This is a genomic window from Collinsella sp. AF11-11 (assembly GCF_003465485.1).
GTDB lineage: Bacteria > Actinomycetota > Coriobacteriia > Coriobacteriales > Coriobacteriaceae > Collinsella.
This window is the reverse complement of the sequence record NZ_QSAS01000001.1, coordinates 242,083-264,243: the sequence shown is the minus strand read 5'-3', so window position 1 is coordinate 264,243 and position 22,161 is coordinate 242,083. Positions and strand designations below refer to the sequence as shown.

At 61.4% G+C, this 22,161-nt stretch carries 19 protein-coding genes and 1 riboswitch; of the genes, 17 read left to right on the top strand and 2 right to left on the bottom strand.

All coding sequences use genetic code 11. The features are described from left to right. Positions 1–120: 120 nt before the first annotated feature. Positions 121–1,824, bottom strand: coding sequence for an OPT/YSL family transporter (locus DWV58_RS01225; protein ID WP_117775904.1), 1,704 nt, complete (start codon positions 1,822–1,824; stop codon positions 121–123). A gap of 228 nt (positions 1,825–2,052) precedes the next feature. Here DWV58_RS01225 and DWV58_RS01220 point away from each other — a divergent pair, with 228 nt between their 5' ends. The 11 genes from DWV58_RS01220 (at position 2,053) to DWV58_RS01170 (ending at position 12,427) form a co-directional block, all read left to right on the top strand. Further along, complete coding sequence (locus tag DWV58_RS01220) at positions 2,053–2,868, top strand: type III pantothenate kinase (RefSeq protein ID WP_233540469.1); 816 nt, start codon at positions 2,053–2,055, stop codon at positions 2,866–2,868. 84 nt (positions 2,869–2,952) lie between these two features. Beyond that, entirely contained in the window at positions 2,953–3,477 is a 525-nt protein-coding gene (locus DWV58_RS01215; protein ID WP_099432128.1) for a dCMP deaminase family protein, read from the top strand. Between the two features lie 172 nt (positions 3,478–3,649). Next, positions 3,650–3,928, top strand: a complete 279-nt coding sequence (locus DWV58_RS01210) for a NifU family protein (protein ID WP_117637654.1) — start codon at positions 3,650–3,652, stop codon at positions 3,926–3,928. A 109-nt stretch (positions 3,929–4,037) separates the two neighbouring features. Continuing rightward, a complete protein-coding gene (lgt, locus tag DWV58_RS01205; RefSeq protein ID WP_117640264.1) occupies positions 4,038–4,859 on the top strand; it encodes a prolipoprotein diacylglyceryl transferase in 822 nt (273 codons plus the stop codon). A 76-nt stretch (positions 4,860–4,935) separates the two neighbouring features. Further along, the gene (locus DWV58_RS01200; protein WP_233540468.1) at positions 4,936–7,119 is read left to right on the top strand and encodes a DUF6020 family protein; all 2,184 of its coding nucleotides are present in this window, start codon (positions 4,936–4,938) and stop codon (positions 7,117–7,119) included. A 164-nt stretch (positions 7,120–7,283) separates the two neighbouring features. Beyond that, positions 7,284–8,090 (top strand): YebC/PmpR family DNA-binding transcriptional regulator, encoded by an 807-nt coding sequence (locus DWV58_RS01195; RefSeq protein WP_055251993.1) that lies wholly within the window; start codon positions 7,284–7,286, stop codon positions 8,088–8,090. A 166-nt stretch (positions 8,091–8,256) separates the two neighbouring features. Continuing rightward, positions 8,257–8,802: a hypothetical protein gene (locus tag DWV58_RS01190; protein WP_147345854.1), complete on the top strand. Its 546-nt coding sequence runs from the start codon at positions 8,257–8,259 to the stop codon at positions 8,800–8,802. Beyond that, positions 8,795–9,172: a DUF2273 domain-containing protein gene (locus DWV58_RS09970; RefSeq protein ID WP_233503061.1), complete on the top strand. Its 378-nt coding sequence runs from the start codon at positions 8,795–8,797 to the stop codon at positions 9,170–9,172. Before DWV58_RS01190 ends, DWV58_RS09970 begins: the two co-directional genes overlap by 8 nt. Positions 9,173–9,216: 44 nt before the next feature. Next, the gene (locus DWV58_RS01180) at positions 9,217–9,732 is read left to right on the top strand and encodes an Asp23/Gls24 family envelope stress response protein (protein WP_055251999.1); all 516 of its coding nucleotides are present in this window, start codon (positions 9,217–9,219) and stop codon (positions 9,730–9,732) included. Between the two features lie 206 nt (positions 9,733–9,938). Continuing rightward, positions 9,939–10,961: a YitT family protein gene (locus DWV58_RS01175; RefSeq protein ID WP_117584120.1), complete on the top strand. Its 1,023-nt coding sequence runs from the start codon at positions 9,939–9,941 to the stop codon at positions 10,959–10,961. A gap of 149 nt (positions 10,962–11,110) precedes the next feature. Further along, the gene (locus DWV58_RS01170; RefSeq protein ID WP_117775901.1) at positions 11,111–12,427 is read left to right on the top strand and encodes a zinc-ribbon domain-containing protein; all 1,317 of its coding nucleotides are present in this window, start codon (positions 11,111–11,113) and stop codon (positions 12,425–12,427) included. 140 nt (positions 12,428–12,567) lie between these two features. Here the strand turns inward: DWV58_RS01170 and DWV58_RS01165 are convergent, their stop codons facing one another. Next, positions 12,568–14,031, bottom strand: coding sequence for a M20 family metallopeptidase (locus DWV58_RS01165; RefSeq protein WP_117775900.1), 1,464 nt, complete (start codon positions 14,029–14,031; stop codon positions 12,568–12,570). Positions 14,032–14,193: 162 nt separating this feature from the next. Here DWV58_RS01165 and DWV58_RS01160 point away from each other — a divergent pair, with 162 nt between their 5' ends. From DWV58_RS01160 to DWV58_RS01135, 6 genes are all read left to right on the top strand, one after another. Further along, positions 14,194–15,837, top strand: a complete 1,644-nt coding sequence (locus tag DWV58_RS01160; RefSeq protein WP_233540467.1) for an amidohydrolase — start codon at positions 14,194–14,196, stop codon at positions 15,835–15,837. Positions 15,838–16,260: 423 nt separating this feature from the next. After that, complete coding sequence (gene groES / locus DWV58_RS01155) at positions 16,261–16,554, top strand: co-chaperone GroES (RefSeq protein WP_022094351.1); 294 nt, start codon at positions 16,261–16,263, stop codon at positions 16,552–16,554. Between the two features lie 96 nt (positions 16,555–16,650). After that, entirely contained in the window at positions 16,651–18,288 is a 1,638-nt protein-coding gene (groL, locus tag DWV58_RS01150; protein ID WP_022094352.1) for a chaperonin GroEL, read from the top strand. A 370-nt stretch (positions 18,289–18,658) separates the two neighbouring features. Next, positions 18,659–18,851: riboswitch (FMN riboswitch) on the top strand. Between the two features lie 5 nt (positions 18,852–18,856). After that, complete coding sequence (locus DWV58_RS01145; protein ID WP_117563816.1) at positions 18,857–19,447, top strand: ECF transporter S component; 591 nt, start codon at positions 18,857–18,859, stop codon at positions 19,445–19,447. Further along, on the top strand, positions 19,444–21,348 hold the full coding sequence (locus DWV58_RS01140) for an energy-coupling factor transporter ATPase (protein WP_117775899.1): 1,905 nt from the start codon (positions 19,444–19,446) through the stop codon (positions 21,346–21,348). The genes DWV58_RS01145 and DWV58_RS01140 overlap by 4 nt, the downstream gene beginning before the upstream one ends. Next, positions 21,348–22,148: an energy-coupling factor transporter transmembrane protein EcfT gene (locus tag DWV58_RS01135; RefSeq protein ID WP_117775898.1), complete on the top strand. Its 801-nt coding sequence runs from the start codon at positions 21,348–21,350 to the stop codon at positions 22,146–22,148. Before DWV58_RS01140 ends, DWV58_RS01135 begins: the two co-directional genes overlap by 1 nt. Positions 22,149–22,161: the final 13 nt, after the last annotated feature.

The following is a 22,161-nucleotide window of genomic DNA, read 5'->3' as shown; positions in this document are numbered from 1 at the left end:
GAGCAGACAAACGAGGACGCATCATCTGCGGGTGCGGCCGAGGGTTTTGGCAGATACAAAAAAGCGCGGGATCGGATTGACTCCGACCCCGCGCTTTGCGTTGGTGCGTTGTTGTTGGGCTTAGCCCAGCAGGCTCAGACCAACAGAGACAAACGCCAGGATAACGCCGACGATGGACTCGCCGCCGAGCAGGCCGCTGGCGACGACCAGGCCCTGCTCCTGGAAGGCGGCATCCTTGGAGGCCTTCTCCTCGTCCGAAAGACCGGCAGCGGCGTCGCGGCGTGCGGCCCACTTGTCGTAGGCGAGCTTGACGCAGGAGCCCAAGAAAGCCGTGAGCGACATATAGAACGGTAGGTACACGCCCAGGCCGATCATCATGGCCGGAATGCCGAGCCAGTACATGACGATGCCGGCGATAAAGCCGCCTGCGAACCACGGCACGCTCGGGATGCCCGAGACCATGGTGGCGACCACACTTGCCTGCGCGGCCACAAAGCTCTTGTCGGGGCCGAAAGCATCCGGACCATAGGCGGTGACGAGCGCGACCATGACGGCGGCGGCGACCAGGGCGCCCACGATGCCGCCGATGGCCTGGCCGATCCACTGCGCACGCGGGTTGGTGCCCAGCACGGCGCCGGCCTTAAAGTCGTTCATGACGTCGCCCGCAAGGCCGCATGCCACGGCCACGATGCCGGCGATAAAGAACAGCTTGACCTGGGCGATCTGTGCGAAGGCAGCCACGATGAGCATGACGATGAGGCCGAAGATCTCCATGGGGTCGATGCCCGTCTGGCCGCAGCTCTGCGCGCTCATGATGGTGGTGACAAAGGTGAACAGCGTCACGATGACGGCCGGGACGGGGCCAAGGTCGAGCGCGATGGCGACGATCACGGCGATGGCGGCAGTACCCAGGCCGATGATGCCGGCGTCGAGCTTAAGCGAGCCCGAGATGAGCGACTGCTCGTCGGTGTCGCTGGAGCTGTCGGCGGCGAGGCCGCGGGCGATGCCGGCGACCTGCGGCAGGATGTCCTTGAGGACGACGGCGACGCCAAAGCCCATCATGAGGCCCATGCCGAGCGATTTGACGATGCCCTGCGCAGTCACAACGTCGAATAGACCGGCAGCGGTGCCGCCCACGATGATGCCAAAGTTACCTAGCAGCGCGCCGGCAAACCAGAAGGCAACCGGGGCGAAGCCAACCAAAAAGCCGATGGAGAGCAGCATGGGCGAGTTATAGATGGCAAAGGTCACGCCGGGGATATTGAGCGTGCACAGCATGCTGGGCACCACGCCCAGAGCGTCGCGAAGCACGCTGTAGATGCCTGCGATGGCCATGGAGCCAAAGAGCTGCTTGCCGGTCTTGCCGCCGGCCTCGGTGGCGCGCAGGGTCTGAGCTGCGGCATTGCCGGTGGGAAACTCCAGCGCGGCGTCCACGATAAAGTGGCGGTGGATGAGCGCCGTTGCCAGCAGGCCCAAGATGGTGCCGACGAGTGCCACGATAAACATGTCGAGCCAGCTGATCTGGTCGGCATAGCCCAGCATCCAGGCGCCCGGGATGGTAAACGCCAGACCGCCGGCGACCATGGCGCCTGCGGACATGATGGTGTGGGTGACGTTTGCCTCGTTGAGGCTAGCGTTGCCCATGAGCTTAAGGAAGAACAGCGAGATGACGGCAGCGAAGACGATCGGCCAGGGGAGTGCGCCCATCTTGAGGGCAGTGTAGGCCGAGCTTGCCGTGATGATCACGCAGACAAGGACGCCGATGACGACTCCGCGCAGCGTGAGTTGCCCGCGCATCGAAGCGCGGTTCGAGGGATTGCTCATATAAAACTCCTTTGCGTATATCCGCTTCCCCCGGGAGCGCCGTTACGGATACGGCGCGGGAAGTCGGGTTACCAAGGGCCGCCGCGTGAGCTCGCGCGCGGCCGCGCATCAGTATAACCGCAAGCCAGTCATTTTGGGATGACTGGTTTAGGTAGGCGATATACTGCTGGGCAGACGAAAGGAGCGCCGACGATGCTTAATGGGTGCGCATATATATTGACGGTCGACGTGGGTAACACGTTCATTCGATTTGGTCTGTTTGCCGAGGATTCGGCCGCGGCGCAGGAGCGCCCGCTCGCGACGTGCGAGATCACGACGCCGGCCCGTATTACGGCCGACGAAGTGCGTATGCGTCTCGCTCAAGTCATGGCCGCGCTTGCCGCCGATGCGGGCATGCCGGGCGCGCTCGTTCCCGCGGCCGCCGTGCTGAGCTGCGTGGTGCCGGCGCTCGAGCGCCCGTGGAAGGCGGCACTTTCCCGCACCTGCACGGGACGCGTGCTCACCGTGGGGCCGGGCCTCAAGACCGGCATGCCCGTACACTACGACGATCCGGCCGAGATCGGCCCCGACCGCATCGCCGACGCTGTGGCGGCACGCGCCGTCTACGGCTCTCCCTGCATCGTGATTGACTTGGGTACCACGACCAATATCGAGGTCATCGACGCGCACGGTACCTTTGTGGGCGGCGTCATCGCGCCGGGTCTGGCGCTTGGCGCCCGCTCGCTTTCGGCTGCTGCGGCGCGCCTGCCTCAGGTTGAGCCCTCGGCGCCAACGCATGTGATCGGCCGCAACACGCGCGAGGCCATGCGCTCGGGCGTGGTCTTGGGCGAGGTGGCCCGCATCGACGGCATGCTCGACATGGTGCTCGCCGAGATGCGCGCGACCAAGGCCGCGGGGGAGGGCGACGTGCCCATCGTCATTACCGGCGACGACGCCGAGGCGCTCGCGTCGTTGGTCGGTCACAGTCTGACGGTCGACGACACGCTGACGTTGCGAGGACTCGCCGAGCTCTACCGCATCAACCAAAAGCCCCGCCGCGTGTAAAAGTGAGGGCGCCGGTGGGACAAACGCCTCCACCTTTCACCTGCTACAATGGGTCAAACTATTGCGATTACGGAGGTGTCTGCCATGTCGGACGATCTTCATCAAACTTCGTCAGGCAAGCGCCTGGACGTCATTAGCTGGGACGAGTTCTTTATGAGCGTGGCCATCGCCGCACAGCGCCGCAGCAAGGACCCCAACACGCAGGTGGGTGCGTGCATCGCCAGCACCAACCACCGTATCCTTTCGGTGGGCTACAACGGTACGCCCTCGGCGCTCAACGACGACTTTTTCCCGTGGGGTACGAGCGACGACCCGCTGCAGGACAAGCACAACTACGTGGTCCATGCCGAGGCCAACGCCGTGCTCAACTACCGTGGCTCGCTCAAGGACCTCGAGGGTTCCACGGTCTACGTCACGCTGTTCCCGTGCCACGACTGCGCCAAGATTTTGGCGCAGGTGGGTGTGGGCGAGGTTGTCTACCTGGACAACAAATACGCCGACACCGACGACGGCCGCATCAGCCGCCGCATTCTCGACTCCTGCGGTATTAGCTACCGCCAGGTTATCGTCGATGTTCACATCGGTACCGAGGGGCAGGCTCAGCAGTAGCGCGTGACAATGCCAGCTGGTAACAACAGGCAGCTAAAAGATCCCCGTCCCAAATTGACTGCTCGTGAAAGTCGTGTCCGCGCGCATGGATGGCTCGTGAGCGGGTACATGGCTGTAGTAACATAGCCCCTGTCCGCGGGCGTGCCCGCGTTATTGTGAGAAAGGAGCCCCTGTGGCTGTTAACGAAGAGCTGCTTAAGAAGGTTCTTGAGGAGATCCGCCCCAACCTGCAGGCTGACGGCGGCGATATGGAGTATGTGGGTGTTGACGACGAGGGCGTCGTCAAACTGGAGCTGCAGGGTGCCTGCGCCGGCTGCCCTATGAGCGCGCTGACCCTGTCCATGGGTATCGAGCGCATCCTGAAGGAGCATGTGCCCGGCGTTACCCGTGTCGAGCAGGTTAATGCCTCCGGCGAGACCGACGACCTGTACGACGAGTACGCGCCGTTCTAAGATGTAAAGGCTGCGGACCGTGCGTACCGCATAAACGTTATGCTCAGATATGCGGCTGCGAGCGCAAGGCCCGCGGCCGCATTTGTATGTAGGGAGTAGGAGGGTCGACATGCTCAACGACTTCTACCATATGCTTGATCCCGTCGCGATTTCGGCGGGGCCCATCACGATTTACTGGTATGGTCTGGCCTATGTGGTCGGTGCCCTGCTCACGGCGGTCGTCATGTACCGCACGCAGCGTCGCTGGGGCTTTAGCATCACGATTGACGACCTGACGAGTGTCGTGGTCGGCGTGGTCTTTGGCCTTATCATTGGCGCCCGTCTGTTCTACGTCATCTTTTACGGCGACGGCTACTACTGGGCGCACCCGCTCGAGATCTTTGCCACCAACGAGGGCGGCATGAGCTTCCACGGTGGCCTGGTCGGCGGCATCTTGGGCGGCATCATCGTGTGCCGCATGTATAAGCTCGATGCATGGACGTTGGCCGATCTTGCCGTCATCGGCGCTCCGCTGGCCCTGTGCCTGGGCCGTTGTGCCAACTTTGTCAACGGTGAGCTGTGGGGCAAGCCGACCGATCTGCCCTGGGGCGTGGTCTTCGGTGGCACCGCGGGCGATATGTCGCGTCACCCCTCCCAGCTCTACGAGGCATTTCTTGAGGGCATTGTGCTCTTTTGCATTCTGCAGGTGCTCAGCCGCAAAAAGCCGCTGCTGCCCCAGGGCACGTTTATGGGCGTGTTTGTGATGGGTTACGGCATCGTCCGCTTCCTCGTCGAGTTCGTGCGCGTGCCCGATGCGCAGCTGGGCTATCTGCTGGGCGGCGTCATCACGATGGGGCAGCTGCTGAGTCTTCCGCTCGTGATCGCCGGCCTGGCGCTCATCATCTTCGCGCGACACCGCAACCGTCCCCAGCGCATCTACCTCGACGCCTAACCACCACAAAGGGGACACAGGCACCTTTGTGGTGGTTTTGCTGAGTTTGATAGGTTTCTAGAAAGGCTTTCGGACTGTGAAGGATTCCGATCTCTCCACAACGGCTGCGCGCGACGCTGCCCGCATCGTCTGGTTTAAGCGCTACCCCGCCAAGCAGACGCTCATCGCATTTCTGCTCGCGCTGTTGGCGACCACGGCGTTTTCCATCGATCCCGCCCCGGTGTCGAGCAACGCAGTCTTGGCGATTGACCCCAAAGCCTCGGGCATGCTGTACGTGTGCTACGAGGTGCTCCTCTCGTTTGCCGGCCATACCGACGCGGTCATGCTGCTTGCGCTTGCCTGCCTGCTCACGCTGCCGTTTCGCTACGTATTCTTTGGCCGTGGCGACACCTGGCGCCCGTCGATCATTCTGCCGTCGCTGTTTTTCGCCATCTGCATGGTGTTCGGCCGCAGCTACGATCTCACCGACTCGGCCGAGATTGTTCTTGGCGACAAGGCCCGCATCATCTGTGCCTGGATTGGCGGCGCGGGCTGGATGCTCTTGGCGATCGTTGCCTTCTATCTGGCTTTTGAGTGTCTGGATTGGCTGAGCTCCCGACGCATCCCGTTTTCCGAGGCGCACTTTGGCCGCATATGGCGTGTGGCTCACGCCGTGCTCTCGGTCCATCCCTTTGCCGGGCCCTTCCTGGTGCTTATGATCGCCTGGGCGCCCACGCTCATCGCTTCGCTGCCCGGCCTTTTTATGGGAGATACGGGTGCGCAGATTCGCCAGTGGTTCAACTATCCCAACGGCACGAGCGACTACCTGCGCCTACTCAACCCCAACGTGCTGCTCAACGGGCATCATCCCGTAGTGCACACGGCCATTATCGGCTCGTGCGTTCAACTGGGGCTTTCGCTGTTCAACAGCGCTAACGCGGGCCTCATCATCTATACCTGCGCTCAATTTGTCATCACGGCTGCCTGCATGGCCTATTCCATTTCGTCGCTGCGCAAACTGGGCGTGAGCCTGCCGGTTCGCGGTGCGATCCTGCTGTTCTTTGCGTTTATGCCGATGTTCTCTAACTACGCGGCGTTGCTCACCAAAGACGTGCTCTTTGCCGACGCGTTTTTGGTGCTGCTGGTACAGACCGCCAAGCTCGTGGCATGTGGCTTGCCCCGTCGTGATGCCAATGCCGAGCGTGCGGGCGAACAGAGGCCCGTGCTCTTTGCGCGCCATGACTGGCTGTTGTTTGCGCTTGCTGCCATGGGTTCCACGTTTTTGCGCAATGGAGGCCTGGTGTTTCCGCTGGCGGCGTGTATGATCGCGGCGGCGTTTTGCGCATGGGATGTACATGTCGCTCGTCGTGCGGCTAAGCAGACGGGCACCGCGGTCTCATGCGTCACGCCGCGATTCCGCTGGGTTGGCGTCCTCGCGGTGCTCGCGCTCTGCCTTGCCTCTAATATGTACTTCACCAAGGTCTTTATGCCGGCGCACGACATCACGCCCGGCTCCAAGCGCGAAATTCTCTCGATTCCGTTCCAGCAGACGGCTCGTTTCGTTCAAAAGCACGATGGCCTCAACTCGGGTGTCAACCCCACGGTAAAGGAGGACGGCACCATCGTGGAGGCGCCCTGCGACGGTTTGGTGACCGACGAGGAGCGCGTCGTGATCGATCGCGTGCTCAAGTACGAGAACCTGGGCCGCCGCTACAACCCTGACAAGTCCGATGCCGTCAAGAACTGCTTTAACGAGTACGCCTCGCAGGAGGACATCAAGGCCTATTTTGAGGTCTGGGCGCAGATGTTCAAAAAGGATCCCGAGTGCTATATCTCGGCGCTCATCAATAACTATTACGGCTACTTTTATCCGAGTGCCCGCGATGCCTGGGTCTACAGCACGGCGCGTAGTGCCGAGATCATGGCGCGTCCCGACAACCTCAAGTACTTCGACTTCCATCCGGTTGACAGCAACGTGGTGCGCTGGTGCGACCACCTGATCAATCTGTACCGTGTGGCGGTGCAGCGCATCCCGTTTATTTCGCTCACCATGAGCTCGGCCACCTATGTGTGGATCATGATTGCCGTGGTGGTCTACCTGCTGCGTCGTCATTCATGGCGTGTGCTGGCGATCTGGGTGCCGCTGTTGGGCGTGCTCGCCGTGTGCCTGATTGGTCCGTGCAACGGCTCGACCTACATGCGCTACCTGTATCCGGTCATCGCCTGCATGCCCTTCGCCATCGGCGCCACCGTCACCCGCAGCGACTTCCTCTGGTCCTAACTTGGTGCATTGGGGTCAGGTTTCTTTGCACCAAAGGGGACATCATCACGACGCCTTCATTTTGGGGTTTATCTCGCAGGCCAGTAGGTATATCATAACGACGTTTGTTTATATTGCCCGAGCATCTGCGCTGGGCTTTAGGTCGAAACCGATAGGAGACACGTATGTCCGGACACTCTAAGTGGGCCACAACCAAGCATCGTAAGGGCGCGCAGGACGCCAAGCGTTCCGCCCTCTTCTCCAAGCTCAGCCGCAACATCACCGTTGCTGCCCGTCTCGGCGGTGACCCGCTGCCCGAGAACAACGCCAGCCTCGCCGCTGCCGTTGCCAAGGCCAAGGCTCAGTCCATGCCTAAGGACAAGATCAAGTCCGCTATCGACAAGGCTTTTGGTTCGGGTGCTGACGCCGCCGTCTACGAGAACATCGTGTACGAGGGCTACGGTCCCGCCGGTGTTGCCGTCTACGTCGACTGCCTGACCGACAACCGCAACCGTACCGCCGCTGATGTCCGTTCCGCCTTCTCCCACGCTGGTGGCAACCTGGGCACCTCCGGCTCCGTCGCCTTCCAATTTGAGCGCAAGGGCCAGATCGTCGTCGCCAAGGAGATCCTGGACGAGAACGCCAAGAAGGAGACCATGATCGCCAACGGTGCTGCCGGTGACGAGGATGAGTTCATGATGGCCATCGCCGAGGCCGGTGGCGAGGACTACGAGGATGCCGGCGAGGAGTGGATCGTCTGGACTGCTGCCAACGACGTCATGGCTGTCTCCAAGGCGCTCGAGGAGCAGGGCGTCCAGGTCAAGGGTTCCGAGACCACCATGGTCCCGACCACCCCGACCGAGGTCTCTGGTACCGACGCCAAGAAGGTCCAGCGCCTCATCGACCGTCTTGAGGAGCTCGACGACGTCCAGGACGTCTACAGCACCATGGACATGACCGACGAGGTCATCGCTGCCCTCGAGGAGGAGTAGCGCCAGCACGGATTGAGCCGTGCATATCTGGGCATAATGAAGCGAGCATGCAAGCCTCGTGGAATAGATGAGCCGGATCCGCGTGCGTAGAGCACCGGACCCGGCTCTTTTATAATGATGCGAACCGTTCTGCATTTCGAGAGCCGAGATTTGAAGGGAGCGCCGCGTGCGCGTACTCAAACGAGCCCTAGCGATCGTGTATCTTGCCGCCACCATCGTGGCACTGGGTACGCTTGTCTGCCAGTTTTGGGGGCCGTATACGTATCGCTTTATGCTGCTGATGCGCGACCCCATGCCGCGCATCGTCGTGACGGCGTGCGCCGGCGTCGTGGCGATCGACGTACTGCTGAGCTTTTTTCGCCTGATGTTCGCCCGTCGCGAACCGTCCTGCGTGCATCCGGCGGGGGAGCGCAATATCGAGGTTACCCTTGCGGCGCTTTCTTCGTGCGCCAGGGTTGCTGCCGAGCGCGACGACCGCGTGATGGTCGAGCATGTCGAGGCTCGCGTCCAAGGCCCCGACGATTCGCACGTCCGTTTTAAGGTCGAGGCTATCGCGCTTGACGATAAGGACGTGGCATCTCTGGCTACCGCGATGCAGCAGCGCATCGAAGAAGCCTGCGATACCATGCTCGGCGCGCCGGGTACGACCGCGCGCGTCCGTTTTTTGCCGTCCAAGACTACCGTCCAGACCGTGGAGGTTTCCGGTGAGTGATACCAATCAAGATAAGACCGCTCGTACGCCGCGCCTGACGATTGACCAGAGCGCCACGTCGGCGAGCGAACCTGTTGATTCCAAAGCAGAGGCAACCGAGTTACAAGACGCGGCAGCCGCGGATTTTGACGAGGCTATGGGTCTCATCAAGGGTACGGGCGCTGCCGTCTGGAGCTATGCTGTGCGTCATCCCAACACCACGCTCGGCGCCGTCGCCGGCTTTATCCTCGCCGTGTTGGTGCTCACGTTGGGCCTGTGGGACACGCTCGTCATTGCATTCTTCGTGCTGATCGGCGCTGTGATCGGCCAAATTCGCGACGGCGAGAACGGGATCGTCAACTTCTTCGGCCGTCTGTTTAGCGGCCGCTAATATGTATTCGACTGTCGCATCCGCGGCAGGCATAAGGAGGAACCATGGCTTTTAATACGAAGGTCGATGTAGCCGATACCGAGCTCGAGGAGAACGAGGCGGTCGTCGCCGAAGCTGAGGATGTGACGCTCGAGGATGAGGCTCTCGTCGAGGCCGAGTCCGATACGGATGAGGACGACGAGGAAGCGGATGAGTCCGAGGACTCGCTGACCTATTCCAACGGCGTGATCGAGAAGATCGTCGCCATGGCCACCCGCGAGGTTCCGCACGTTCTGGGCATGAAGGGTAACCTCATGCACTTTGTGCAGGAGCAGTTTGGTGCCGAGAATCTGACCAAGGGCGTGACGGTCGAGGTCACCGACGATAATCGCGTGGTCGTCAACATTTCCGTCATCATCGAGTACGGCGCCTATGCGCCCGCGATCTTCGACGATGTTAAGGCACGTGTCACCGAGCGCCTTGCCGCGATGACCGGCCTTGAGGTGGCGGGCGTCAACCTGCGCATCGAGGATGTCATCACCCCCGAGGAGTACGAGCACCGCACCAGCCAGCACGAATAACCTTCCAAAAAGGGACAGGTTTGTTTTGGCAGGTTTTATCTGCGAAAACATTAAACGGCCGACCGCGCAAGCAAAAGCGTGGCCGGCCGTTTTTGTACGCTCCCGATATAGTCATACCGCTCGTCTAACTAAGGGTTGCAATCCCCACGTTCCGCGTTACTCTAATGGGCGCATTGTTTCCAAATTGTTAACGAGGGGTTGCCGTAATGGCCGACGAGCACGAAACAGAAAGCAAGGCATGGGCAATTGAGGCCGCTGCGGCAGAGGCGGCGTCGCGTGCTGCCGAGGAGGTGCATCGTCCTCCCGTAGTGCCGATGGAGCGCGTGGTCGATCGCGATGTTATCGAGCGGGGCGAGCGCGCTGGTCGCAAGCGCAGCCAGGAGCCGGGCTTTCCGCGCTTTTTTGCCGAGCTCAATCTGGGCCTGATCCTCACGGCCTTTGCCATCGTTGCGTTTAAAACCCCTAATCACTTTGCTTTTGGCGGCACCTCGGGCGTGTCGGTCATTCTGTCCACGCTGTTTCCGACCCTGCCCGTCGGCGTCTTTATGTGGATTATCAACGCGGTTCTCGTCGTTTTGGGTTTTATCTTTTTGGAGCGTAAAGCAATCCTGTGGAGCGTCTTTGCCTCGTTTGCGCTGTCCGCCTATGTTTCGCTGTTTGAGCTCTTTATTCCGACCGATGTCTCGATGACGGGCGATATGTGGCTCGACCTGTGCTTTGCCGTGATTCTGCCGGCGCTCGGCAGCGCCATCGTCTTTGATATTGGTGCCTCGACGGGCGGCACGGACATTCTCGCCATGATCCTCAAACGTCGCACGACGCTCGAGATTGGCCGCGCCCTGCTGTTGGTCGATATCGGCATCGTGACCATCGCGGCCTTCTTGTACGGCCCGCGCGTCGGTCTGTATTGCGTGCTCGGCCTGTTTGCCAAGACGCTTGTGGTCGACAAAGCCATCGAGAGCATCCACCTGCGTAAAGTCTGCACGGTCATTTGCTCCGAGCCCCTTAAGGTCGAGGAGTTTATCGTCAAGCATCTCAACCGTACGGCGACTATCAGCCGCGGCTACGGTGCTTTCTCGGGCAAGTGCGTGACGGTGATCATGAGCGTGCTAAGCCGTCGCGAGGCCGTGCAACTGCGCCGCTATGCGCGCGAAGTCGATCCGGGTGCCTTTATCACGATTGTCGACAGCTCCGAGATCGTCGGCAAGGGTTTCCGCGGAACGAACTAACGCAGACGTATTCAACGAACCGCCTGCTGGCGCCGTGTACCTTGCAAATCGGTCATCTTTGAGTATTTGACCCCACATTGGGCAATAATGATGCTAAAGACATCGTTTGCGATCCAAGTGATTCGCTCAAGATACGAAGGGATGATTCTATGTTCTGCTCGCAGTGTGGCGCCCCCATGGGCGATAACGACAAGTTCTGCGGCGCGTGTGGTGCTCCTAATGCCGGTGCCGCTGGACCCGCTCCCCAGGGACAGCCTCAGCCCCAGCAGTTTGTTCCGCAACCGCCCGTGGCGAATGCGCCAAAGGGCTGTGTGGCTCAGGCGTTCCAAGATATGACCAAGACTCCGGGTGTGCTTCAGCGTGTATGCCAAATCGCGTTTTTGCCGGCGCTGATTTGCGTTGTGTCGGTGCTCGTGTTGTTTATTCCCGTTATTGGCGGCATTGCGGCTGCCATCGGCTTTTTGGCAGCTTGCATTGCGAGCGTGTGCGGTTCCGGCTTTGGTATCGAGTGGGGCCGTGATCTTTCGCTCAAGGTCGATGACGGCATGGACCGTCCACTCATGCGTTCCACGTCGTTTGGCCTCGGAGTCTTTTCGAGCGTTATCTCGGTCGTGCTCGAGGTTATCGCTGCCATTCCCGTTATCGGTGTAGTGCTTTCGCTGGTGGAGAGCGTGGTAATTGGCGCCGCGGGCTCGTATTCGTATTACGGCTCCTATGCACTCGAGGCAGCGCTGTTTGGCTCGCTTGGCCTGCTTGTCCTGGCTATGATTGCCACGGCGGTCTTGGGGGTCTTCTTTAAGATGTTCGCCGACATTGCCGTGATGCACTTTGCGGTGACCGGTCGTGTCGAGAGCGCGTTTTCGCTCGACAAGGTCTGGGCGGCGTTTAAGCACAACAAGACCAAGCTGTTCTGCGCTTCGTTCCTTCCCGAGTTTTTGACGGGTCTGGTCGCCAACGTTGTCACATGGATCCTGACGCTCGTCTTCGGCGCCATTGCCTCTGTCGGTATGTATAGCTACTACTACCGTCCTTCGGCTATTGAGGCGCTTGTTACCGGCGGTGGCATCACGCTCGTATTGTTCTTGGTGCTGACGGCGTTTGTCACGGTATTCCTCACGGTCTTTGGCAAGATGCTCAAGCATCGTGCCGTTGGCTATTGGGTAGCGCGTTATGCAGCTGAATGGGCTGATGAGGATAAGGATGACGTCCTGACCTTTGTGCTGCCGTTTGAGAAGAAGTCTGCTCCGGCTGGTTTTAGCACCGACGCAGCGCCCGTATCCGATTCCGCTGCGGCGCCGGCGCCTGCGCCCGAGCCCGCGCCCGAGCCCGTGCCTGAGCCTGAGCCTGTGCCCGCGCCCGTGCCCGTGCCTGAGCCCGACCCCGCGCCCATGTCGGAACCGGAGCCCGAGCCTGCGCCTGAGCCCGACCCCGCGCCAAGCTCCGACGAGGACCCGCAGGACGAGTAACCCTGCCACCTGCCATTTGGGGACGGGGTAGAAACGGTAGAAATAGCGCTTGACAAATAAGCGGGGGCGGACGTGCCGAAGCGTCCGCCCCCGCTTTGATATCGCGATGCGGCTATGACTGCGAGATGGTCGTGGATCGACTACTCGTCGTGCTTCTCCTCGCGGCGAGCGGCGGCACGTGCATCATGGATGCCCTTGATGGCGGCATGGCGCGCCGTGCGGGCATCATGGATAGCATCGCGAGCCTCGGCGGACGTGGCCTTGGCAGAGCGCAACTTGGCGGCCAAGTCGGGGTTGGTTTCGGCGACCGCGGTGATCGCGGGGCCGTCGAGCTCCTCTTGGGTGGGCTCGGCCAAAAAGTCGATGGCATACTGGGCGGCCACCATGGAGCCCTTTGCCAGTACCGACTCGTCGATCTTGTAGAAGCAGGAATGTTGGGCGTACGTGGCGCCAATCTTGGGGTTGCGCGTACCTACAAAGGCGAGCACGCCCGGTACGCGGCGCAGGTACTCCGAAAAATCCTCGCCCGAAAGCGTGCCGCGGTAATGGCCTTGGCCGGTGGGGCCCAAGCATTTGATTACTGCCTGGCGGCAGCGCTCGCTCGAGGCGGCATCGTTTTCGACCTTGTAATTGGCGATGGTGTAGTCGGTGAGCTTTGCCTCGGCGCCCAAGGCGGCCGCGGTATGCTCCACGATGCGGCGCATGAGCTCCGGCATTTCCTCGTGGGTCGAATCGCCGTAGGTGCGCACCGTGCCGGCGAGGTAGGCCGTGCCGGCGATAACGTTGCGCGCGGTTCCGCCGTGCAGCTCGCCGACGGTAATGACGGCCGGCTCGTAGGGACTGATTTCGCGCGAAACGATGGTCTGCAGAGCGTTGACGATCTCGGCGGCAACCATAACGGCGTCGTGACCGCGCTGGGGCATGGCACCGTGGCACGAGGTGCCGCGGACGTCGATGCGGAACCAGTCGGTATTGGCCATGCGCGGTCCGGGCTCGCAGCTCACGGTGCCGGCGTCGACCTCACTCCAGATGTGCGCGGCGTAGGCGCCATCGACGCCGTCGAGCACGCCCGTGCCGATCATGAGCTTGGCGCCCTGGCCGTTTTCCTCGCTGGGTTGGAAGACGATGCGGACTTCGCCGTGGATGTCGTCGGTCATATGGCGCAGGATTTGCAGCGTGCCGAGCATCATGGCGATGTGGCAGTCGTGGCCGCAGGCGTGCATGCAGCCCTCGTTGACGCTGGCAAACTCCTCGCCGGTCTGCTCGGTGACGGGCAGGGCGTCGATATCCGCGCGCAGCAGGATACGGCGGCGCGGCGTGCCGTCCTCGCGATAGGAGTCGGGCGCGGTGCCGCGAAGGGTCGCCACAAGGCCCGTCTTAAGGGGACGCTCGTAGGGGATATTCATGGCGTCGAGCTGGTTGGCGATGTCAGAAGTCGTGCGCTCCTCGGCAAGGCTCAGCTCCGGGTGCTTATGGAAGTGCCGGCGCTGCTTGATGATATAGGGTTCAAACTCGGTAGCGATATCTTTGATGGCTGCGGTGACGTCGTCAGCCGCGCGAGCCTCGGTCGCCGCCATAATCTGCTGTGCCTTGGTCTTCGTCATGGTCGATTTGCTCCTTGCTGGGTTGATCGCAAAATCGTACAGGCTCTCTCCAGTATGCCACCTGCCGCTAGGGCTGGTAAAGTTGCCGTTTGCCGCTTGGGGTTTTGTTACAAGGGCGGGGGAGTACACTCGGGGGTGTTGAATTTCCTGCCAGAGATGGGGATGCCCATGCAACATATCGATCGGATTATCCGCTCCAAGAACGTCTTTACCGCGCAAGACGGCATCGATACCGCCCGCGAGCTGGCGATTGCCATCGCAGGCGACCGTATCGTCGCAGTCGGTGAGCCCGATGACGTGATCGCCGCCGCTCCTGCCGCCACGTCGGTTATCGACTACGGCGAGCAGTTTGTCTGCCCCGGCTTTCATGACGCTCATCTGCACTTCTTCCATACCTCGGTCGGTTCCTCGCCGTACATGCTCATGGATATGGGCACGTCCGAGGCGGCACTGGTGCAACATGCGCTCGAGTTTTCCCAGGACTTGCCCGACGACGCTTGGGTTGTGACGCAGGGCTGGCGCGATTACCGTTGGGACCCGCCCGAGCATCCTAGCAAGGCGTCGCTCGATGCGGCATTCCCCGATCGTCCCTGCGTTATGTATTCGGGCGACGGGCACACGCTTTGGCTCAACAGCCGTGCACTCGAGGCGCTCGGCGTCACGCGCGACAGTGAGCCGCCGGCGGGCGGCAGCTACGACAAGGACGCAAACGGCGAGCTCACGGGCATTGCTCACGAGGCAGCTGCTATGCAGCTGCTACCGCGCTGCCTTGAGTGGCTGGGCGAGGATCGCATCGCAAGCGCTTACGCCGATCAAATGAGGCGGATGGCCGAGCAGGGCATCACCTCGATATGCGATATGTCGCTCATGCCCATGCCGGGCTGCGATTTTATCCGCGATGACGTCTACGACAAACTGCAGGCAGCTGGCAAACTGGGCATCCGTGCCCATCTGTTCCCCACGTTGCTGGATGACCAATCGCGCTTAGAAGAACTGCAGACCCGCTACGCGAACAACGCGCTGCTCTCGGCGCCTGGTTTTAAGCAGTTCTTCGACGGCGTCTCGAGCGAACACACGGCCTATCTCACCGATCCCTATACCAACCCGCGCTTCCCGGGCGATCAAGGTCGCCTGACGGTTCCCGTCGAGCGCATGCGCAAGCTGGTCCTGGCGGCAGCCGAGCGCGGCCACACCGTGCGCATCCACGTTATCGGCGACGGCGCCATCCATGCCGCACTCGATATCTTTGAGGAGGCGGCAGAGCTCTACGGCTTGCCCCAGCACGGCCATAATACGCTTGAGCATTTGGAGAATCTGCTGCCCGAGGACATCGATCGTCTGCGCAAACTCAACGTCATTGCCTCGAGCCAGCCCTGTCATATCACACTCGACCCGGGTGGTCCGGAGCGCGACCTGGGCTTGGAGCGTAGCCGCATCATGTGGCCGTTTGCGACCTATAAGCAGCGCGGCATCCGCCAAGCCTTCGGCACCGATAGCCCCATCACAGCCGTTACCAGCATGAACGTGCTCTACACGGCTATCACCCGCCAAGACCCCCGCAGCCACTGGCCCGAGGGCGGCTGGCTGCCGAGCGAGCGTATCGACGCGGCAACGGCCCTGCGCAGCTACACGCTTGGCAGCGCGTACGCAGCGGGCGACGAGCAAAACCTCGGCAGCCTAGAGCCCGGCAAATACGCCGACCTGGTAGTCCTGGACCAAAACCTGCTCACCATCGACCCCCAAGAACTCCAAGCCACCAAAGTCCAAGCCACCTACCTGGCAGGCAACTTAATCTACGAGCGCTAGCCCCATACCCCACCCACAAGGGGCGCGTTTCAGCAACGTGCCCCTTTCTTGTTCGCACCATCCGCATCGCCATTTTGCTGTACTGACTTTTCTGAATGCCGGGCCCGAATTAGTTAACCTGCCTCCCGGGGCGGACCGGAGGGCATGAAGTTTGTCGCGAGTTCCGCACGCAAAGGAAAGCACTTAATGTGCTTTCCGTCTTGCGCAGGACTGTAGAGCAGCAAACTTCGTGCCCTCCGGTCCGCCCCGGGAGCCACCGCTAAGTTATCCCCCGGCATTCAGAAAATCTAAGTGCCAAAAAATAAGATTTTTTGACTCCGTGTTGTATAACCCGCCATTCGTGGGTACCATTCAACGCGTACGCAAACAAAAAGGGTTAATTCGCGTGGCATAACCACGCGGCCCAAAAAGGAGGAGACAAGCATGTCGTCTTTGAAGCCGCTTGCAGATCGTGTTCTGGTCAAGCCCGACGAGGCCGAGCAGAAGACCGCTTCTGGTCTGTATATCGCCAGCAACGCCCAGGAGAAGCCGCAGCGCGGCACCATCGTTGCCGTTGGTGCCGGCAAGGTCAACGACAAGGGTGAGCGCATCCCCATGGACGTCAAGGTCGGTGACGTTGTCATCTACGGTAAGTTCGGTGGCAACGAGGTCAAGGTCGACGGCGAGAAGTATCTGCTGATGCGCGCCGACGACATCTACGCTGTTGTCGAGGCCTAGTCTCGTCAGAATCTCTGATTCGTCTTTGAACGCGCCCGCCGCATAGGACTCGGAAGCGGCGACGCGAGTCACATTTCTTTTGGAGGATTACCTACCATGGCAAAGAACATTACGTTCAACACCGATGCCCGCGCTAAGCTCGCCAAGGGTGTCAACACTCTGGCCGACGCCGTTACCGTCACCATGGGCCCCAAGGGTCGCTACGTTGCTCTGCAGCGCACGTTTGGTGCCCCGACCATCACCAACGACGGCGTTTCCGTCGCCAAGGAGATTGAGCTCGAGGACAACATCGAGAACATGGGTGCCCAGCTGGTGAAGGAGGTCGCCACCAAGACCAACGACACCGTGGGTGACGGCACCACCACCGCAACCCTGCTCGCTCAGGCTATCGTCAACGACGGCCTGCGCAACGTCGCCGCTGGCGCCAACCCGCTGGCCATCCGTCGCGGCATCGACAAGGCCGTCAACGCCGCCGTCGCCGAGATGAAGAAGCAGGCCAAGCCGGTCGAGACCAAGGAGCAGATTGCTTCCGTCGGTACCATCTCCGCCGGTGACCCCGAGGTCGGCGAGAAGATCGCCGAGGCCATGGAGGTCGTGGGCAAGGACGGCGTCATCACCGTCGAGGATTCCCAGACGTTCGACATCACCATCGACACCGTCGAGGGCATGCAGTTCGACAAGGGCTACGTCTCCGCTTACTTCGTCACGGACAACGACCGCATGGAGGCCGTGATGAAGGATCCGTACATCCTCATCACCGACCAGAAGATCTCCAGCGTCCAGGACATCATGCCTGTTCTCGAGGCTGTCCAGCGCGCTGGCCGTGGCCTGCTCATCATCGCTGAGGACATCGATGGCGAGGCTCTGCCTACCCTGGTCCTCAACAAGATCCGTGGCGCCCTCAACGTCTGCGCCGTCAAGGCCCCGGGCTACGGCGATCGCCGCAAGCGCATCCTCGAGGACATCGCCGTCCTCACCGGCGGCCAGGCTGCCCTGGACGAGCTGGGCGTGAAGGTCGCTGACATCACCGCCGATATGCTCGGTACCGCTAAGTCCGTCACCATCTCCAAGGACAACACCGTCGTCGTCGGCGGCGCTGGCTCCAAGGAGGCCATCGACGCTCGTATCGCTCAGATCAAGGGTGAGATGGAGAACACCACCTCTGACTTCGACCGTGAGAAGCTCCAGGAGCGCCTGGCCAAGCTCTCCGGTGGCGTTGCCGTCATCAAGGTCGGCGCTGCTACCGAGTCCGAGCTCAAGGAGATCAAGCACCGCGTCGAGGACGCCCTGCAGGCAACCCGCGCTGCTGTCGAGGAGGGCATTGTCGCCGGTGGCGGCGTCGCCTTCATGGACGCTGCTCCTGCGCTCGACGCCGTTGAGCTCGACGACCCCGAGGAGAAGATCGGTGTCGACATCGTCAAGAAGGCTCTGACTGCTCCGGTCGCTACCATCGCCAAGAACGCTGGTTTTGAGGGCGCTGTCGTGGTCGACAAGGTTGCCGAGCTGCCCGCCGGCCAGGGTCTCAACTCTGCCAACGGCGAGTGGGGCGACATGATCGAGATGGGCGTCCTCGACCCCGTCAAGGTCAGCCGCGTCACCCTGCAGAACGCTGCTTCTGTCGCCAGCCTGATTCTCATCACCGAGGCTACCGTCTCCGATGTGCCCAAGAACACTCAGCTTGAGGATGCTATCGCTGCTGCTACCGCTGGTCAGCAGGGCGGCGGTATGTACTAAGGCCGACAAGGTCTAGAACTCCCACCGGGAATCCGGGGGCGTGACGGGGTCTTCTCTCCGGAACGTCCTCGGACATGCAAAGAGGCTCCGCATCGCGCTTCGCGCTGCGGAGCCTCTTTGCGTCCTGCGGAATGTTCCGGAGAGAAACCCCGTCACGCCCCCGGATTCCCTGCGTTTACGGCCTTGAGGTCGGCGTGGGCGGAGGACTTGGTTGTTGGGAATACGTGTCCCGGTCGCTGTTTCGCGGCTTTGCCGCGAAAGGCGCGCTACTTTGGGATGGGTGGGGAACGCGGCTGCTGCGGCAACTGATCCCCGCCACAAATTACCCTTGGCATACTTGCACGAACGATTGCTCGTGCTACACTTGCAATTGCTGTTTCAGGGCGGGGTGAAATTCCCCACTGGCGGTAAATCGGGCGGTGCCAAAGGGGTGCCGTGGCGTAGGCGAGGCGTCTGCGACCGAGCCGATGAGTCCGCGACCCGTGTGTGCGTTGGTTCGCATGCCGGCTGAACTGGTGAGATCCCAGTACCAACGGTTAGAGTCCGGATGAAAGAGGCAGGTGATCTTATGTCTGAACAGTCGCAGCATATCCATTTTGAGAACACGAATAGGTGGAGCACCAAACAGCTCGTTACCATGGCGCTGATGTGCGCCTTGGGCGCCCTGTTTATGTATGTGCAGCTGCCCATCCTTCCTTCGGCGCCGTTTTTGACGTATGACCCGTCGCTGGTACCGGCGATGGTGTGCGGTTTTGCGTATGGCCCCGGCGCCGGCACTGCTGTTGCCGCCATGGCGATCGTTATCCATGCGCTCACCACGGGTGACTGGGTCGGTGCGCTTATGAACCTGGTGGCTACGCTGGGTTATATTCTGCCCGCGGCTATCGTCTACCAGAAGATGCATACCTATAAGGGTGCCGTGATTGGCCTAGTGTTCGGTGTCATTGCCGCTACGGCGCTGTCTATGGTCGCTAACCTTACCATTGGCGTATGGTTCTGGTATGGCTCGGTCGATGTGATCGCCCCGCTCATGATTCCTGCCGTGCTGCCGTTCAACCTTATCAAGACCGTGCTTAACTCGGTGTTGACGCTAGCGGTGTATAAAGCAGTCTCCAACCTCATCACGCCTAAAAAGGACCAGGTCAAAGGCCGCGCATGATTGAGTGTCGGGGCGTTTCCTTTAGCTATGACGGTGCCACACCGGCACTCGACGGCATCGATCTGAACATCGAGGATGGCGAGTTTTTCTGCATCCTCGGCGGAAACGGGTCGGGCAAGTCGACGTTCGCCAAGCATTTGAACGCGCTGCTGCAGCCCGATACGGGAACGGTGCGCGTCAACGGCATGGACGCGTCCGATCCCGAGCTGGTCTACGACATCCGCTCGACTGCGGGCATGGTGTTCCAGAACCCGGATGATCAGCTGGTGGCGACGCTTGTCGAGGACGATGTTGCGTTCGGTCCCGAAAACCTTGGCGTGCCATCGGCCCAGATCGCGCAGCGTGTGCGAGATGTGCTGAAGGCCGTGGGCCTGGTGGGCTTTGAGCGCCACGAGACCCATGCGCTCTCGGGTGGCCAAAAGCAGCGCGTGGCGCTTGCCGGCGTGCTTGCCATGGAACCGCGCGTGCTCATATTGGACGAGGCTTCCTCGATGCTCGATCCGCGTGGACGCAAGGGCCTCATGAAGGCTTGCCGCGCGTTGCACGCTCGCGGCATGACCATCGTGATGATTACGCACTTTATGGAAGAGGCCGCCGAGGCCGATCGAGTCGCGGTGTTTCAGGCGGGGCGCGTTGCCATGCTCGGTACGCCCGAGGAAATCTTGACGCGGGCGGACGAACTTGCGCAGCTCAACCTGGACATGCCGGAGTCGTGCCGTTTGGGCATGGCACTTCGTGCGAAGGGCGTACCCGTTTGCGCGCAGGTGCGCGAGGCGGATATGGTTGCCGAGGTTGCGCAGGCCTATACCGAGCGGAGCGGGGCAGGCACTGCGGGGCAGCCTTCCGCGTCCCAGTTGGAAATCGCTGACGGCACTGTTCCGGTAGACAACGAGGACAACGCGTCGGAGCCTGTCATCGAGCTATCCCATGTTTCGTACAGTTATTCGCTCAGTCCGCGCGAGCGTCGCCGCTGGCATAAGCGCTCGGCCGTTGCGGGCAAATCGAGCAAACAGGCTCTCTGGGGAAACGACCCCAGCAGCCCGTGGGCGCTGCGCGATGTATCGCTGACGGTGCGTCGCGGCGAGTTCCTGGGCTTAGCAGGCCATACCGGTTCGGGTAAGTCGACGCTGGCCCAGCATCTCAACGGTTTGATTCGCCCCCAGGAGGGATCCGTTCGCGCGCTGGGGCTCGATCTGTCAAACAAGAAAGACGCCGCCGCGGTTAAGGCCAAGGTCGGCGTGGTGTTTCAATATCCTGAGCGTCAGCTGTTTGCCGAAACCGTGGCGCGGGACGTGGCGTTTGGTCCGCACAACCTTGGCTTGCCGCAAGATGAAGTCGACCGTCGCGTCGAGTCGTCGCTCTCGCGCGTGGGCCTCGACCTTTCCACGGTCGGCGACAAGAGTCCCTTCGAGCTTTCGGGCGGTCAGCAACGGCGCGTGGCATTCGCCGGTGTGCTCGCCATGGAGCCCGAAGTCCTGGTGCTCGATGAACCCATGGCGGGGCTCGATCCGGCTGCGCGCAGGGATTTCCTTGAGCTTATCGATCGACTTCACCGCGATGGCCTGACCGTTGTCATGGTTTCACACAGCATGGATGACCTGGCCAATTGCTGCGACCGTATCGTCGTAATGAACGAAGGTGCGGTGTTTGCCGAGGGAACCCCCGCGCAGGTGTTTGCGCATGCCGATGAGCTCAAGTCGATCGGCTTGGGCGTACCTGCTGCTCAGCGCATGGCGTTGGCGCTCGCGGAGGCGGGCGTGCCGCTGCGTTGCGGCGGGCTCTATACGGTTGAGTCGCTGGCCGACGAGCTGGCAGATTTGCTGATCGGTCGCTCGGACGGTCCTTCTAACGTCGCGGACATTGCTAAATCCAAGACGGTCGCGCGAGAGGAGGGCTGCTAATGGAGGCGTTTTCGTTTGGCAGCTACTATCCCGGCGATAGTGCGATCCATCGCCTGGATCCGCGCACCAAGCTGCTCCTGGGCTTTGTGTTTTTAATCACGACGCTGACCGTCGGCGGCTTCCGCGGACTGGCCCCTGTCGCAATTTTCGTTGTGCTGATCTATGTCGTGTCCCGGGTGCCGGCTCGTCGCGTTCTGTCGTCGATGGCGCCGCTGCTGGCAATCGTCGTCGTGGTCGCGGTGCTCAACTTGTTTACCGATCAGAGTGGGCGCATCCTGTGGCAGCTCGGCTTTCTGCAGATAAGCGAGGGCTCACTGCGTTCTGCCGCCTTTATGGCGTGTCGCCTGACCCTGATGATGGCCGGCATGAGCGCCATTACGCTCACCACACCGACGCTCGACCTCACCGCGGGCTTTGAGCGTCTGCTCGCACCGTTTGCGCGCGTGGGGTTTCCGGCGCATGAGCTCGGCATGATCATGGGCATCGCGTTGCGCTTTATGCCGCAGTTCGCCACCGAGATGAAGCAGACGGCGGACGCGCAGGCAAGCCGCGGTGCACGCGTAACGGGTGGCCCGCTCGGCGGCGTGCGTATGCTCGGCAGTGTGGCGATTCCACTGTTCACGGGCGTGTTCCGTCATGCCGAGACGCTGTCTGCCGCCATGGATGCACGCTGCTATCACGGCGAGCAGGGCCGCACGCGTCTGCATGCGCTTACATTTGGCCGCGGCGATGCGTTGGCGGTGGTGGTGACGGCGTTGCTGCTCATCTGCGTCATCGTCATCAATCTTCAACTTGTTTAGGCGCGATTCGAGC